Source organism: Iodobacter sp. CM08 (assembly GCF_033446605.1).
Classification (GTDB): Bacteria; Pseudomonadota; Gammaproteobacteria; order Burkholderiales; family Chitinibacteraceae; genus Iodobacter.
In genome coordinates this window covers 104,037-118,862 of sequence record NZ_JAWQUO010000005.1, presented here as the reverse complement: position 1 = coordinate 118,862, position 14,826 = coordinate 104,037, and the positions used below count along the sequence as shown (strand labels likewise).

The following is a 14,826-nucleotide window of genomic DNA, read 5'->3' as shown; positions in this document are numbered from 1 at the left end:
TAAAAATGGGGCTTACACCCGCCCTAGGATAAGCCGGTTTGTCGATCAATGGCTTGCTCTTCAAGTTGATAAGATTGCTTTACAGCCCTCGTTTTTAGGATTGCCTTATGAATAAAATGAAAATTGCCGTGCTCTTGGGCGGTAGCAGCGAAGAGCGTGATGTTTCCATTGCCAGCGGCGCACAGATTGTTGCCGCATTACGCAGTGCGGGTCATCAAGTGTTGGCAGTGGATACTGCATCCGGTTTATTAAATGCCGCCGAGGAGCAACAATTATTAAGTCAGCAAGTATCCATCTTGCCGCCAGATTCCGATGCGCTGGCTTTAATTCGCGCTGAGCCGCGTAGCGCTTTTACTGGCGGTGATTTAGCGGGTGTGGATGTGTATTTTCTGGCCCTGCACGGCGGCACTGGCGAGGATGGTACGGTGCAAGCCATGTTAGAGCTGGCTGGCTTGGCGTACACCGGTAGTCATCATCTAGCCAGTGCGGTGGCGATGGATAAGGATTTATCCAAGCGTTTATTTGTGGCGGCGGGCGTGCCCACCGCGCCGTGGTTAATGGCTCCTAAAGCGCTTAGCCCCACCTTTTTTGCTGAAGTTGAAGCCCAATTGGGCTTGCCACTGGTGGTGAAACCCAATACTCAAGGCTCTACGGTAGGTTTAACTGTGGTGCATCAGCTAGACCATTTGGCCACTGCCATTGAGCATGCACGTGCTTTTGGTGCGGAGGTGATGTTGGAGCGCTTTATTGCCGGTCGGGAAATAACCGTTGGCGTGCTGGATGAAGTCGCGCTGCCGGTAGGGGAGATTATGCTTGGCGCACAAGATACCTTTGATTACCACAGCAAATACCAGCGCGGCGCGGTGCATGAAGTATTCCCCGCCGACGTGCCCACCAACATCGCCCAAGCCGCCCAGCAATTAGCGCTGACTGTGCATAAGGCGCTGAAATTGTCGGCTTACAGTCGTAGCGATTTCAGGCTGGACGATCAGGGCCAGCTATGGTGCTTAGAGGTGAATACCCTGCCAGGAATGACCGAAACCAGCTTGTTTCCACAGGCCGCCGCAGCAGCAGGGATTCCCTTTTCGGCGCTGTGTGAGCGAATTTGCCAACTGGCGCTGCAGCCAGCTAAATGAAGGTGTAGGTGGCACTCTTGCCCGCGCGTAAAACCGAGATCATTCGCACGGGCAAGGTGGCCGAGCTACAAGGTCGCTTAGTTGCCACGTACAACGGGTGCAATGCCGAGGCGTTTTAATTTATCTGCTGCCGCATCGGCGGAGGCTTTGTCTTTAAATGGGCCGATTTGTACGCGTGTTTCTATAAAAGCGGGTACACCAGCGGTTTTAAGCTGTGCCAGTAATTTGCCTGCGTTTTCTGCATGTAAAAAGACACCTGCCTGCACGGTATAGCCATTTGGTGTGTGTTGGCTGCTAGGGTATGGCACTGCGGTGGCGGCAATATTGCTAGGGCTGGCTGTGGTGATATTGGGGGCGGGTGTTGTAGCGACTGGCGTGGGTGTGCGTTGAGCGACGGGGGCAGGGCTAGGCGCTAGCGTTGCCAGTGGTTTGCTAGTGGGGCTGATGCCTTCTAGCTTTAGGCTTGGTTTTGAGCTAGGGGCGGGCGAAGGTGTGTTGCTTGGGCGATGACTTGCTCCTTCGATCACGCCGGATGCAGAGCTGAGTGCGGGAGTGCTGGGGATTTCTGCTTTGCTGGCCTCACTGGCTTGGCTTGCCGTGGCTTGTTCTGCCGCCGTCGGTGGCGCAAGAGGCTCTATGGTAGGTGGGGCAATGATAGGGGTGGGCGTAGTTGTTACTGGTTTTTCGCTTTGTTGGCGATCTAACCAGCTAATCCCAAATAGAGCGATCACAATTAATGTGGCGGCAATACCTAGCCGCCATGCTAGCTGCACTTTTAGGCGGCGCTGTGATTCTTGTTGCAAGATAGGGTCGAGTGGATCGTTCATCTGCTGGTTTCACTTGGTTTGATGATATGAGGAGTGCTGAGTTTTTAGTTTTTGCAGTGCTTTCACAGCGGTAGGCGGATCATTAGTTGATTTCTCTTTAATTTGTGATCAGTGCTTGCTGAATATTCAATTTTTGCAGTCTTCCACCGCGGTAGACAGTTCCTCAGCTGGTTTCTCTTTAATTTGTGATCAGTGCTTGCTGGGTATTCAATTTTTGCAGTGCTTCCACAGAGGTAGACAGTTCCTCAGCTGGTTTCTCTTTAATTTGTGATCAGTGCTTGCTGAATATTCAATTTTTGCAGTCTTTCACAGCGGTAGACAGTTCCTCAGCCGATTTCGCTTGAATTTGTTATAATGTTCGGCTAATTCAATTTTTGCTGGCTAAAGCGCGGTTAAATACCGCTGTTTTAGGCCCGCCGCAGATTGTATTTATGCATGGGAAATGAATCGATGTCGCTTTGAGCTTACGCAGCTTGCGTAGCTGACAAGGAGGCTAGCCGAGTTTTTTGTGCGCTGCAAATGTTTTACCTATAAAACCACTTTTCTGGAGAATTACATGACTATCGAACGCACACTTTCTATTGTTAAGCCTGATGCAGTTGCTAAAAATGTTATCGGTAAGATCTACGATCGTTTCGAATCAGCTGGCTTAAAGGTTGTAGCCGCTAAAATGAAACAATTATCACGCGCTGAAGCCGAAGGCTTCTACGCTGTACACGCAGCACGCCCTTTCTTTAACGACCTTGTGAACTTTATGATCTCAGGTCCAGTCATGATTCAAGCGTTAGAAGGCGAAGGCGCTATCTTGAAGAATCGTGACCTGATGGGCGCAACTAATCCTAAAGAAGCGGCTGCTGGCACTATCCGTGCTGATTTCGCTGATTCTATCGATGCAAATGCAGTACACGGTTCTGATTCCGCTGAAAATGCAGCCATCGAAATCGCTTACTTCTTCGCATCAAGCGAAGTTTACAGCCGCTAATATAAGTAGCCCCTTGGTAGAACATTTTGCCACCGAGGGGCTGTTTTAGTGGTTTGTTGTGATTACTGTGCCATTTGCATAGTGTTTGCTTGGCACAGTTCCACAGCTTAGGGCGCCTCGAAAAGCCTATTTAGTTGATGAGGCAAGGCGAGCTTTAAAAAATACGGTTGCCTATGGTTTAGCAAGGGTGGCGTTTTTTTAAGTACGAGCTTATAGCAAAAAATAGCTTTTTCGAGTTTCCCTGTAGTGCTTGAGTGGGTGGATTTTTTAAGTGAGTAAAGTAATGTCAGTTAATTTGTTAGATTATGATGCGGCGGGTTTGGCTGAGTTGATGGCGCAATATGGCGAAAAGCCGTTTCGCGCTAAGCAGCTGATGAAGTGGATTCATCAGCGCGGCGAGCCGGACTTTGATGCGATGACCGATATCGCCAAATCTTTTCGGCAAAAGCTGGCCTTAGATGCGGCGGTAACCCCGCCTGCCTTGATGGCAGAGCAAATTGCCAAAGATGGCACGCGCAAGTGGCTGCTGGATGTGGGTACAGGCAATGGTGTTGAGGCGGTGTTTATCCCTGAGGATGATCGCGGTACCTTATGCGTATCTAGCCAAGTAGGCTGTGCGCTGGATTGTGGCTTTTGCTCTACGGCGCGCCAAGGGTTTAACCGTAATTTAAGCACGGCAGAGATTATTGGCCAGCTATGGTGGGCCAATCGCCGGATGTCACTGGATGCTTCGCGGCTGGGTGATGCAGGCTTGGTGGATAATCGAAATGGCGATACCCGCATCGTATCTAATGTGGTGATGATGGGCATGGGCGAGCCGCTAGCTAACTACGATAACGTGGTGGCGGCGATGAAACTGATGCTAGATGACAATGCTTACGGCTTGTCCCGTCGCCGTGTTACGCTGTCTACGTCAGGTATTGTGCCCGCTATCGACAGATTGCGTGAAGATTGCCCAGTGGCATTAGCCGTGTCCTTACACGCGCCTAATGATAGAATCCGTGATGATATTGTGCCTATTAATAAAAAATACCCGCTGCATCAGTTATTGGCAGCGTGTACGCGTTACTTAGAAAAAGCCCCGCGTGATTTCATTACCTTTGAATATGTGATGCTCGATGGTATTAATGACTCAGTAGAAAACGCGCGTGAATTGGTGGCTTTGGTGCGTGATGTGCCATGTAAATTTAATTTAATTCCGTTTAATCCATTCCCCAATGCGGGCTTTAAGCGCTCAACAAGGGATGCAATTTTACGCTTCCGTGATATTTTAATTAATGCAGGCTACGTTGCCACAGTGCGTAAAACACGCGGTGATGATATCGATGCAGCTTGTGGTCAATTAGCTGGGCAGGTATTGGATAAAACTCGCCGCGTTGAAAAACGCTTGGCGGGTGATGCTCAAGCCATTATTTTTCATCCACAGAGTGGCGACAATCCATGAAATTACGCGCGTTAGCAATGACAATAGCTTTATTTTGCTCATCAATGGCCTTGGCTGTAGAGGGGGAAGAGAATAGAGCGTCGTTGCGAACGCAGTTGGGGGCAGAGTATTTAAAGCGCGGGCAATATGCCGTTGCTATTGAAGAAGTCAACAAGGCTTTGGCGGTTAATTCATCCTATGCCCCCGCGCATAATGTTATGGCGCTGATTCATGCAGAATTGGGTGAAGATGACTCTGCCGTACAATCATTTTTACGTGCAGTTCAGTTGTCCCCAAATGACGCAGATATTAATCATAATTTTGGTTGGTATTTATGCCAAAAGGGCCAGCATAAAGAAGGGATTCAATACCTGCTGGCTACGCAAAAAAATGCGTTATATAGTACGCCAGATAAATCATTGCTAGCCGCAGGACAATGCGCATTAAAAAGTGGAGATGAAGAGGGCGCGCGCACCTATTTTGAGCGCGCTTTACGGATTCGCCCAGATAGCTTAGCGGCCAGAGCTAAGTTGGTTGAATTTGGCATGCGTAATAAAGATGCTGTACTGGCTAGGCGCTACTATTTAGAATTACAAAGATTAACGCCAGCCACTCCTGAATTGCTTTGGTTAGGGGTGCAGCTAGAACATCAATTTGCTAATAAAGACGCTGAAAATAAACTAGCAGAGCAATTACGCAAGAAATTCCCCGATTCGCAAGAAATGGCCCGCCTCTTAAGCGGTTCGTATGATTGATTAACGGATGTGTATGACCGAGATAATTGATTCTTCTTCTGCACCGCAAAGCGCCGCTATCTCTGCGGGTGCCACATTAAAAGCACGCCGTATTGAGCTGGGTTATAGCCTCGATAAGGTGGCGGGACAGCTAAAGCTGACACATCGTCAGATAGATGCCATTGAAAATGAGCGTTTTGATGAGTTGCCAGGTAATACATTTGTGCGTGGTTTTGTGCGCAATTACGCTAGGCTGTTAGATTTGCCATGGGCTCCCTTACAAGCTTATTTAGAAGCGTGTCTGCCAGTAGAGCGCCAACAGGCGGCCTTGCCTCGGGTGAACGAGGAAACCGCTGTGCCATTTATGGGCGGCGGCAAGGCAAATTCTTGGCTACTGGGCTTGGTGGTGCTAATTGGTTTGGCGGGCGGCGTGGGTGGGGTCATGTGGTATTTGCAGCAGCCCGCACAGCCAGAGCTTTTAGCCTCTGCTCCCGTTGTTGTTTTGCCGCAGTTGGTGGTGGTTGATACGGCCAGTGAGGTAGCTGCAGCAAGCGCCGTTATTGGGCAAGCTATTGCTGCTAGCCAAGTGGCAAGTGCCGCTGAGGTAAAAACACCAGCATTGGCAAGTGAGCCAGCAGCCAAAGTGGGTGCAAGTGCGGTGATTGTTCCTGCGCCAGCAACCACTGGCGAGCTAAACATTACCGTGCAGAAAGATTCTTGGGTACAAGTGCAAGACGCTGCTGGGACTAAATTGGTCAGTGAACTGCTCAAACCCGGCGTGGCTAAAAGCGTTTCTGGTGTGCCACCTTACCGTTTGAAAATTGGTAATGCACCACATACCCAACTTATTTATCGTAATCAAGCCGTGGATTTAACTTCTTATACTCGCGGCGATGTCGCTACTTTTGAGCTGAAATAAACCAATGACAACGATTTCAATCCCCCGCCGCAAAACGCGCCAAGTTCAGATTGGCAATGTCTGGGTGGGGTCAGACCATCCGGTTGTGGTGCAGTCCATGACCAATACCGATACTGCTGATGCCGCTGCTACAACCAAGCAGGTGTATGAACTATGGAAAGCGGGCTCTGAAGTGGTACGCATTACGGTAAATAGCCCAGAAGCGGCGGCTCAGGTGGCCACGATCCGTGCTAATTTAGACGCGATGGGTTGTGATGTGCCACTAGTGGGAGATTTTCACTTTAATGGCGATCGCTTGCTGCGAGATTACCCAGATTGTGCGCAAGCTTTGGCTAAGTATCGAATTAACCCTGGTAATGTTGGCAAAGGCAGTAAGCGCGATGAAAAATACGCGTTTATGATTGAGCAGGCGATTAAGTATAAAAAACCAGTTCGCATTGGTGTGAACTGGGGTTCTTTAGATCAAAGCGTTGTCGTTAAATTAATGGATGCCAATGCAAAGCTGGCTCAGCCTTTGTCTGCGGATGCGGTGATGCGTGAGGCCTTGATTGTTTCGGCGCTGGAATCCGCAGATCAGGCGATTGGCTGGGGGCTGGACCCCAATCAAATTTTATTGTCGTGCAAAGTATCGCATGTGCAAGATTTGATCTCGGTTTATCGCTCTTTGGCCGCACGTTGTGATTATCCGCTGCATTTGGGCTTGACCGAAGCGGGCATGGGCTCAAAAGGCATTGTGGCATCCACTGCGGCCTTGTCCGTGCTGATGCAAGAAGGCATTGGCGATACCATTCGTATTTCCCTGACGCCAGAGCCGGGTGGGGATAGGCGTACTGAAATTATTGTGGCGCAAGAAATATTACAAACCATGGGTTTGCGCTCGTTTACGCCGCTTGTGACTGCATGCCCAGGCTGCGGCCGTACCTCTTCAACGGTGTTCCAAGAATTAGCATCCAGTATCCAAAGCTTTTTGCGCGAGCAAATGCCCATTTGGCGCTTGCAGTATCCAGGGGTCGCCGATATGACGGTGGCGGTGATGGGCTGTGTGGTGAATGGTCCTGGCGAATCCAAGCTGGCAGATATTGGCATTTCCTTGCCAGGAACGGGTGAAATCCCTGTATGCCCTGTCTACGTAGATGGTGAAAAAACCGTGACCTTAAAGGGCGATCAAATCAGTACCGAGTTTCAAGCCATTGTGCTTGATTATGTGCAGACCCGTTATGCTGAGGGCGGCGCTAAGCGTCAGGAAGTCAAGCCTAAGGTGATTGCGCTGAAGGTGGTTTAAGCAAAGGTGATATGTGGAGTGGGCAAGGTGTTTTTGCCCACTGCTATTAGATGTATATAATTTGCCGTGTGGGTATGAGTAAGCTGCCCATCATCCGAAACTGCGTGGGCATGTAAACATGTCCACCCTACATAGTAAATTCAATGTCAAATCAGATTCAAGGTATTCGCGGCATGAACGATGTTCTGCCGGATGCGTCACCTGCATGGCTTTATTTTGAACAGGTAACGCGTGATTGGCTGGCTGCGTATGGTTACAAAAATATTCGGATGCCGATTGTTGAATCGACGCATCTCTTTGTGCGTGGTGTTGGGGAGTATACCGATATCGTTGAAAAGGAAATGTATTCCTTTGAAGACAAGCTCAATGGTGAAAAACTAACGCTGCGCCCAGAAGGTACTGCGGGTTGTGTGCGTGCCTGTGTAGAGCACGGCCTGCTTTACAACCAAACGCAACGCCTTTGGTATATGGGCCCGATGTATCGCCATGAGCGCCCACAAAAGGGCCGCTATCGTCAGTTTCATCAAATTGGTGTTGAGGCCTTTGGCATGGCGACACCTGATGTTGATGCCGAAGTGATTTTGATGTTGGCGGATCTTTGGGCGCGCTTTGGCTTAAAAAACGTCAGTCTAGAAATCAATTCCTTGGGTGATAAGGAAGAGCGCGCCGCGCATCGCGAAGCGTTGATTGCCTACCTAGAAGAATTCACAGATATCTTGGATGAAGACGGTAAGCGCCGTCTGTACACCAATCCGCTAAGGGTTCTTGATACTAAAAACCCAGCCTTACAAGAAATGGCAGAAAACGCTCCTAAGCTAATCGATTTTCTGGGTGACGATTCACGTCAGCACTTCGAAGGTGTAAAAGCCTTGCTGGATGCTGCAGGGATTGCTTATAAGGTGAATGCGCGGCTAGTGCGTGGCCTTGATTACTACAATCGCACCGTGTTTGAGTGGGTGACTACAGATTTAGGCTCGCAAGGTACCATTGCTGCTGGTGGCCGCTACGACACCTTGGTTGAAATGCTGGGTGGCAAACCTTGCCCTGCGGTGGGTTTTGGGATGGGGATCGAGCGTATCTTACTGCTGCTTGAAGAACAAGCCGTGCCGGTTCCTGTGGTTGCTCCTGATGCTTATATTGTGCACTTAGGCGATGCCGCTGGGCGTTTGGCCTTTGTAACGGCTCAGCAGCTACGGGCTACTGGGCTTAATGTGCTTTTACACTGTGGTGGTGGTAGTTTTAAATCTCAGTTTAAAAAAGCGGATGCCAGCCAAGCACGGTTTGCGGTGGTGATTGGTGAGGCCGAGGCCGAGGCAAACACCGCCAATATAAAAACACTCAATGGCGAAGGCGCGGGCGAACAACGCACGGTGGCTTTGGCTGAACTTGCATTGATTATCTCAAGTGAAGGGAAGTAAAAAATGGCTTTCGATCTACAAGAACAAGAACAAATTGCCGAAATCAAAGCCTTCTGGGATGGTTGGGGTAAGTCTATTGCAGTGGGTTTGCTGATTGTTTTGGTGGGATATTCGGCTTGGAAGGGCTGGAACGCTTACGTAGAATCACAATCCGCTAAAGCGGGGGTGTTATATGCAGAGCTTGATAAACTGGCCGAGGCAAAAGACGTAGCTAAGCTTAAAACGGCGGTTGAGTCATTGAAAAAAGAGTACGCCAGCTCAGCGTATACACCACGTGCTGCGCTGTTGTTGGCAAAAACCAGCCTCAGCGCTGGCGATGCACCCACAGCAATCACTCAATTGCAGTGGGTGATTGCTAGTGCTAAAGAAGCGGGCTTACGCGATGCCGCACGTCTACGTTTAGCCGCTGTGCAATTAGATCAAAAAAAGTTTGACGATGCTTTGCTCACATTAAAATCGAATGAAGAAAATGGTTTTGCAGGTTTGTTCTTTGAGGCTAAAGGCGATGTATTGCTATTGAAGGGTGATAAAGTCGCTGCGCGTGAGTCTTACAAGCAAGCCGTAGCTAAATTGCCAAAAGATGCGCCAAACGTGAAATTCGTGGAAGTGAAACTGGAAGCTCTGGGGAATTCTTAATGCAAGCTCTTTATCGCATTGTTGTAGCGTCTTCTGTACTGGCTTTATCTGCTTGCGGCACGGTTAGCAATGCACCAGAGCCATCGCCTTTGCCCGTTGTGGCGCAAACATTGCCTGTGACGACCCAATGGCGTGCATCGGTTGGTGACAAAACATTGTTCCGCTTTGTACCGGCTGTCGATGCTGAGCTACTAGTGGTTGCTGGCGCACCTGATAAGCTGCAAGCTTTGGATGTTGTGACTGGGCAAAGCCGCTGGCAGATCAAAACTGAGCAAGCCATTGCCGGTGGTGTTGGTCTAGGTGCAGATGTCGTGGCGGTAGGCTCTATTAAGGGCGTAGTGCTTGCCTATGATCGTACTGGAAAATTCCTCTGGAAAACGCAAGCTTCTAGCGAAATTATGGCACCTCCTGCTGTAAGTAATGGCATTGTGGTGGTTAAAACCGGTGATGGTCGAATCAGTGCCTATGCGGGTGCAGATGGCAAACAGTTGTGGCAATACCAAAAGCAATTGCCTTCATTAATTTTACGAAACTATGCCGCCGTCACTATTTCTGGTGATGTGGTTTATGCTGGTATGTCGGGTGGGCGTTTAGTTGCCCTCTCATTGCAAGACGGTCGTGTAAAGTGGGATAGCCCTGTGGCAGTTCCGCGTGGCGCGACTGAGCTTGAACGTGTCACCGATGTGGTGGCACCTCCTGTAGTAGATGGCCGTATGGTTTGCGCCGTTGCCTATCAGGGGCGTGTTGCCTGCTTTGATGCAGCAAGTGGCAGTGCCGCTTGGACACGTGAATTATCGAGCTGGTCTGGTTTAGCGATGGATTATCGCTATGTCTATGCGGTAGATGCTGCGGGTAATGTCAACGCCTTTGAGCGTGACAGTGGCCGTAGTGTTTGGCGTCAAGATAAATTGGCTGCTCGCTCAGTCTCGGCTCCGGCCTTGCTGGGTAAATATTTGGTTGTGGCTGATTTTGAAGGCTATACCCATTATTTAAATACGGAAGACGGTAGTTTTGTCGCTCAACTGGCTACAGATGGCGCACGTATCGCTGTTTCTCCGCTTGTCGCTGGCGAGCATTTCATTATGCAAACGCTCGCTGGTAATGTTTTTTCAATAGGCCTAAAGCAGGGCGCTAAATAAATGAAACCTACAATTGCGCTGGTTGGTCGTCCCAACGTCGGAAAGTCCACGCTATTTAACCGACTGACCAAATCGCGCGACGCACTTGTTCACGATATTCCAGGCCTGACGCGTGACCGTCACTACGGGCACGGTCTGGTTGGCGAAAAGCCTTACCTTGTTGTTGATACGGGTGGTTTTGAACCCGTGGTTGATGAAGGCATCATGTTCGAAATGGCGCGGCAAACGCTGCAAGCCGTCGACGAAGCCGATTGCATTGTCTTTATTGTGGATGGTCGTAACGGCATTACCCCGCAAGATAAAATTATTGCTAATCGCTTACGCCAGTCCACCTGCCCAGTTTGGGTTGCGGTGAACAAGGTGGAGGGGATGAATGCCTCCGTGGTCTGTGCCGATTTCTTTGAATTGGGCTTAGGCCATCCCGTCGCGATCTCCGCATCGCACGGTGAAGGCGTACGTCTGCTATTCAATGAAATTCTGGAAGCCTTCCCTGAACCTGAGCCAGAAGAAGATATTGATCACCCCAAATTTGCCGTTATTGGTCGTCCTAATGTGGGTAAATCCACCTTGGTGAATGCCATTTTGGGTGAAGAGCGTGTGATTGCCTTCGATCAGCCGGGCACAACGCGGGATTCGATTTACATTGAATTTGATCGCAATGATCGCAACTACACCATTATTGATACTGCCGGTGTGCGTAAGCGCGGCAAAGTCACCGATGTAATCGAGAAATTCTCGGTTATCAAAACCATGCAAGCGGTTGAAGACGCTAACGTGGCGGTTTTGGTGTTAGACGCAACTCAAGAAGTCTCGGATCAAGACGCACGTATTGCTAGCTTTGTGCTGGAAACAGGCCGTGCCTTGGTGGTGGCGATCAATAAGTGGGAATCCACAGATCAGTTCCAAAAAGACATGATCAAGCGCGAAATTGATCGTAAATTGGGCTTTCTGGAATTCGCCAAATTCCATTATATTTCAGCGTTAAAAGGCCAAGGCGTGGGCGATTTATTTGCCTCAATTGACCAAGCTTATGCCGCTGCAATGATTAAAATTCCTACACCTAAGCTCACGCGTGGTTTGGAAATCGCTCTTGAGCGTCAACAACCACCGCTTGCTGGCAAAATTCGCCCTAAAATGCGTTATTGCCATCAGGGTGGTACTAATCCGCCTGTGGTGATTGTGCACGGTAATGCTTTGGAAAAAGTGCCAGACTCTTATTGGCGCTATCTTGAGCATCATTTTATGAAGATGTTCAATTTGCAAGGTACACCGTTGCGTGTGCAGTTTAAAAAGAACGTTAATCCTTACGAGCACAAAAAACCGACCGGTGCTAAAGCAATGCCAATGCTGCATCTGAAGGGTAGTAAACCTAAAAAATACGGTAAACGCTGATAAAGTCTGAAAGTATTTCGGAATTTTTGCACTTGGCATAGAATGCATTTTGTACTATAACAGTCCGTTGCAAAACGAAGCGTAAAAGCAAATAAGCAAGGAAGAGGGGGGTAATGCCGCTATTTATCGCTAATAAATAATGGTTTTCTCCTTTATTGATTGATCTTGTGTGCTTTTTGCTAAGTTTTCATCGGACTGACAAGCGTAAGACCCAACTGTCTCTATCAAGATATAACAAGAATTTGGAGAAAAAAATAATGAGCGCTAAGGGGCAAATGTTGCAAGACCCATTCTTGAATGTACTGCGTAAAGAGCATGTGCCTGTTTACATCTACTTGGTGAATGGGATTAAATTACAGGGGCAAATCGAGTCTTTTGACCAGTACGTTGTTTTGTTGCGTAATAACGTAACGCAAATGGTTTACAAGCACGCGATTTCAACTGTTGTGCCTTCTCGCCCTGTTTCTATTCCACATGAACATGCTGGGCAATTGCCTCCTGTTGATGTAGTGGTTGATGCTTGATAGATCTTGTCGATCCATTAGGTATAGACGGTAGTACAGTTTAAAAACCCCGATTGACTGGGTCTTTCGGGGTTTTTTGTGTTGAGCTAAACAGCTTGGCACGGTGTTTTTGATTAAAAGGTCATGCATGTTTGAGCGCCATAAGGGTGGAGACAGGGCTGTCTTGGTTTGCCTTGATTTTGGTGAGGTGGATTATCAAGATGGTGTTGAGGAATTCGTTCAACTGGTAGAAAGTGCGGGTGCAAATATTCTTGCAACCGTAGAGGGTAAGCGCAGTAGGCCAGATCGTGCTTATTTTGCAGGCACCGGTAAGGTTCAAGAAATTGCTGAAGTAGTGCGCGTTCACGAAGCGGAGTTGGTTATTTTTAACCATGCTCTTTCCCCTTCGCAAGAACGAAACTTAGAAAAAGTATTGCAATGTCGAGTTGTGGATCGTACTACGCTGATTTTAGATATTTTTGCTCAGCGTGCGCGTACTGCAGAAGGGAAATTGCAAGTTGAATTAGCGCAGTTGTCGCATATTTCTACTCGGCTTATCCGCGGTTGGACTCACCTTGAAAGACAAAAAGGTGGGATTGGCATGCGTGGGCCAGGTGAATCTCAGCTAGAAACCGATCGCCGTTTGCTTGGTACACGGGTTAAGCGCCTAAAAGATCAATTGATTACGGTGCAAAAGCAACGTGCTACCCAGCGCCGAGCGCGTGAGCGTAATCGGCAGTTTAGTGTGGCTATTGTTGGCTATACTAATGCGGGTAAATCGTCGCTATTTAATGCATTAACTAAATCAAAGATTTATGTTGCGGATCAATTGTTTGCAACATTAGATACAACATCTAGAAAGCTTTATCTTGATCCAGAGCATTCGATTGTATTGTCGGATACCGTGGGTTTTATTCGGCAATTGCCGCATACTTTAGTCGCAGCATTTCATGCTACTTTAGAAGAAACGATTCAAGCCGATTTACTGCTGCATGTGGTGGATGTGAATCATCCATTGCGTGATATGCAGATTATTGAGGTGAATAAAGTATTAAGTGAGATTGGTGCGGAACATATTCCACAATTGATGGTCAATAATAAGATTGATCTGCGCGACATGCCTCCGAGTGTTGATCATGACGAGTATGGTAGAATTTGCGCCGTGCGTTTGAGTGCTACCCAAGGGACAGGGCTCGATGCACTTCGCGCCGCGCTGCTTGAGGCTTTAAGCCATCCACTAAAAACAGCTGAGTTAACTAATGAGTCAAAATGACCCGCAATGGGGCGGTCGCCGTAATGGCCCGCCTGATCTGGATGAAATTATTCGAAATATCACCAGCAAAATCTCTCGCCTATTCGGCGGAGATGGCTCACCCCAGCCGCCTAGCGGTGGTAGTAGCCGCGCTGGTGCAGGTGCTGCCGTTGTCGTAGCGGTTGCTGTGGCCGTGCTTTGGGCCGCATCTGGGTTTTATGTGGTTGATGAGCGTGAAAATGCGGTGATCATGCGTTTTGGCCGTTATGTAGAAACGGTAGAAAAGCCAGGTTTGCATTGGCATCTGCCTTGGCCTATTGAATCACGTGAAATCGTGAACATGACTGAAATTCGTAGCCTTGAAGTCGGCACACCAGGTGGTGAAGGCCGTGCTGGAGACGAATCGATGATGCTAACGGGCGACCAAAATATTCTTGAAGTTCGGCTTGAAGTGCAATACAACCTCAAATCAGCGCATGACTTTGTGTTCTTTAACCGTACTACCGATCGTGATGCTAAAGATTTGGTCAAGCAAATTGCCCAAACAGCCATCCGTGAAGTGGTGGGTAAAAATAAAGTTGATTACGTGCTTAATGAAGGTCGCGGTAAAATCGGTGAAGATACCAAGGAAATCGTCCAAAACCTGCTGGATCGTTATGGCGTAGGTGTGGCTGTTTCACGAGTGAATATTTCTGATGTACAGCCGCCTGATCAAGTGCAAGCTGCGTTCTCTGATGCGGTTAAAGCGCGTCAAGACAAGGCGCGTTTGATTAATGAGGGTACGGCTTACGCAAATGATGTGATCCCTAAGGCCGGCGGTATGGCAGCACGTCTTTCTGAAGAGTCAGAAGGTTACCGCTCACGCGTAGTTTCGCAGGCAGAAGGTGATGCATCTCGCTTTAAGCAGGTAGCGACAGAATATGCAAAAGCGCCTCAAGTCACACGAGACCGGATGTATTTTGACACTATGCAGCAGGTGTTCCAGAACACCACTAAATTGCTAATTGATCAAAAATCAAATGGCAATCTGCTCTACTTGCCCTTGGATAAATTGATGCAAATGACCACACCAGCGGCGGCTCCTGCTTCGGCAGAAGCGGCTAAAGTGTCTGAGCCTGCTGCAGCGAATGATGCTGTTAATCGTAATGTTCGCGCTTCAACGCGCGACGGCCGCTAAGGGGAG

The 14,826-nt window shown here is 48.8% G+C and carries 14 protein-coding genes; 13 read left to right on the top strand and 1 reads right to left on the bottom strand.

The window, feature by feature from the left end; translation table 11 throughout:
- The first annotated feature begins 107 nt into the window (after positions 1-107).
- Complete coding sequence (locus R6242_RS04120; protein WP_318424095.1) at positions 108-1,136, top strand: D-alanine--D-alanine ligase; 1,029 nt, start codon at positions 108-110, stop codon at positions 1,134-1,136.
- 77 nt (positions 1,137-1,213) lie between these two features.
- On the opposite strand, the gene R6242_RS04115 is transcribed toward R6242_RS04120, so the two are convergent.
- The gene (locus tag R6242_RS04115) at positions 1,214-1,963 is read right to left on the bottom strand and encodes an SPOR domain-containing protein (protein WP_318424093.1); all 750 of its coding nucleotides are present in this window, start codon (positions 1,961-1,963) and stop codon (positions 1,214-1,216) included.
- Positions 1,964-2,519: 556 nt separating this feature from the next.
- Between R6242_RS04115 and ndk the strand changes: the two genes are divergently transcribed.
- The 12 genes from ndk to hflK all read left to right on the top strand — a co-directional run bounded on the left by ndk (position 2,520) and on the right by hflK (position 14,820).
- Positions 2,520-2,945 carry a nucleoside-diphosphate kinase gene (ndk, locus tag R6242_RS04110; protein WP_046349887.1) on the top strand — a complete coding sequence of 142 codons (426 nt, stop codon included), beginning with the start codon at positions 2,520-2,522 and terminating at the stop codon, positions 2,943-2,945.
- Between the two features lie 283 nt (positions 2,946-3,228).
- The gene (rlmN, locus tag R6242_RS04105; protein ID WP_318424087.1) at positions 3,229-4,389 is read left to right on the top strand and encodes a 23S rRNA (adenine(2503)-C(2))-methyltransferase RlmN; all 1,161 of its coding nucleotides are present in this window, start codon (positions 3,229-3,231) and stop codon (positions 4,387-4,389) included.
- On the top strand, positions 4,386-5,123 hold the full coding sequence (gene pilW, locus R6242_RS04100) for a type IV pilus biogenesis/stability protein PilW (RefSeq protein WP_318424084.1): 738 nt from the start codon (positions 4,386-4,388) through the stop codon (positions 5,121-5,123). Before rlmN ends, pilW begins: the two co-directional genes overlap by 4 nt.
- 13 nt (positions 5,124-5,136) lie before the next feature.
- Positions 5,137-6,021 carry a RodZ domain-containing protein gene (locus tag R6242_RS04095; RefSeq protein ID WP_318424082.1) on the top strand — a complete coding sequence of 295 codons (885 nt, stop codon included), beginning with the start codon at positions 5,137-5,139 and terminating at the stop codon, positions 6,019-6,021.
- 4 nt (positions 6,022-6,025) lie between these two features.
- Positions 6,026-7,303, top strand: coding sequence for a flavodoxin-dependent (E)-4-hydroxy-3-methylbut-2-enyl-diphosphate synthase (ispG, locus tag R6242_RS04090; protein WP_318424079.1), 1,278 nt, complete (start codon positions 6,026-6,028; stop codon positions 7,301-7,303).
- 143 nt (positions 7,304-7,446) lie between these two features.
- Complete coding sequence (gene hisS, locus R6242_RS04085) at positions 7,447-8,721, top strand: histidine--tRNA ligase (RefSeq protein WP_318424076.1); 1,275 nt, start codon at positions 7,447-7,449, stop codon at positions 8,719-8,721.
- Between the two features lie 3 nt (positions 8,722-8,724).
- Positions 8,725-9,357, top strand: coding sequence for a tetratricopeptide repeat protein (locus tag R6242_RS04080; RefSeq protein ID WP_318424074.1), 633 nt, complete (start codon positions 8,725-8,727; stop codon positions 9,355-9,357).
- Entirely contained in the window at positions 9,357-10,496 is a 1,140-nt protein-coding gene (gene bamB, locus R6242_RS04075) for an outer membrane protein assembly factor BamB (RefSeq protein WP_318424071.1), read from the top strand. The genes R6242_RS04080 and bamB overlap by 1 nt, the downstream gene beginning before the upstream one ends.
- Positions 10,497-11,888 (top strand): ribosome biogenesis GTPase Der, encoded by a 1,392-nt coding sequence (gene der / locus R6242_RS04070; RefSeq protein ID WP_318424069.1) that lies wholly within the window; start codon positions 10,497-10,499, stop codon positions 11,886-11,888. It begins immediately after the preceding gene.
- Between the two features lie 257 nt (positions 11,889-12,145).
- Entirely contained in the window at positions 12,146-12,412 is a 267-nt protein-coding gene (gene hfq / locus R6242_RS04065; RefSeq protein ID WP_293937062.1) for an RNA chaperone Hfq, read from the top strand.
- A 127-nt stretch (positions 12,413-12,539) separates the two neighbouring features.
- Complete coding sequence (gene hflX, locus R6242_RS04060) at positions 12,540-13,664, top strand: GTPase HflX (protein WP_318424064.1); 1,125 nt, start codon at positions 12,540-12,542, stop codon at positions 13,662-13,664.
- Complete coding sequence (gene hflK, locus R6242_RS04055; RefSeq protein ID WP_318424061.1) at positions 13,651-14,820, top strand: FtsH protease activity modulator HflK; 1,170 nt, start codon at positions 13,651-13,653, stop codon at positions 14,818-14,820. The genes hflX and hflK overlap by 14 nt, the downstream gene beginning before the upstream one ends.
- Positions 14,821-14,826 lie beyond the last annotated feature (6 nt).

Bases quoted from the DNA above. Each gene is read 5' to 3' on its own strand.
- hflX (WP_318424064.1), top strand. From the start codon at position 12,540: ATGTTTGAGCGCCATAAGGGTGGAGACAGGGCTGTCTTGGTTTGCCTT.
- hfq (WP_293937062.1), top strand. From the start codon at position 12,146: ATGAGCGCTAAGGGGCAAATGTTGCAAGACCCATTCTTGAATGTACTG.
- rlmN (WP_318424087.1), top strand. From the start codon at position 3,229: ATGTCAGTTAATTTGTTAGATTATGATGCGGCGGGTTTGGCTGAGTTG.
- hisS (WP_318424076.1), top strand. From the start codon at position 7,447: ATGTCAAATCAGATTCAAGGTATTCGCGGCATGAACGATGTTCTGCCG.
- der (WP_318424069.1), top strand. From the start codon at position 10,497: ATGAAACCTACAATTGCGCTGGTTGGTCGTCCCAACGTCGGAAAGTCC.
- pilW (WP_318424084.1), top strand. From the start codon at position 4,386: ATGAAATTACGCGCGTTAGCAATGACAATAGCTTTATTTTGCTCATCA.
- R6242_RS04115 (WP_318424093.1), bottom strand. From the start codon at position 1,963: ATGAACGATCCACTCGACCCTATCTTGCAACAAGAATCACAGCGCCGC.
- R6242_RS04080 (WP_318424074.1), top strand. From the start codon at position 8,725: ATGGCTTTCGATCTACAAGAACAAGAACAAATTGCCGAAATCAAAGCC.
- ndk (WP_046349887.1), top strand. From the start codon at position 2,520: ATGACTATCGAACGCACACTTTCTATTGTTAAGCCTGATGCAGTTGCT.
- hflK (WP_318424061.1), top strand. From the start codon at position 13,651: ATGAGTCAAAATGACCCGCAATGGGGCGGTCGCCGTAATGGCCCGCCT.
- ispG (WP_318424079.1), top strand. From the start codon at position 6,026: ATGACAACGATTTCAATCCCCCGCCGCAAAACGCGCCAAGTTCAGATT.
- bamB (WP_318424071.1), top strand. From the start codon at position 9,357: ATGCAAGCTCTTTATCGCATTGTTGTAGCGTCTTCTGTACTGGCTTTA.
- R6242_RS04095 (WP_318424082.1), top strand. From the start codon at position 5,137: ATGACCGAGATAATTGATTCTTCTTCTGCACCGCAAAGCGCCGCTATC.
- R6242_RS04120 (WP_318424095.1), top strand. From the start codon at position 108: ATGAATAAAATGAAAATTGCCGTGCTCTTGGGCGGTAGCAGCGAAGAG.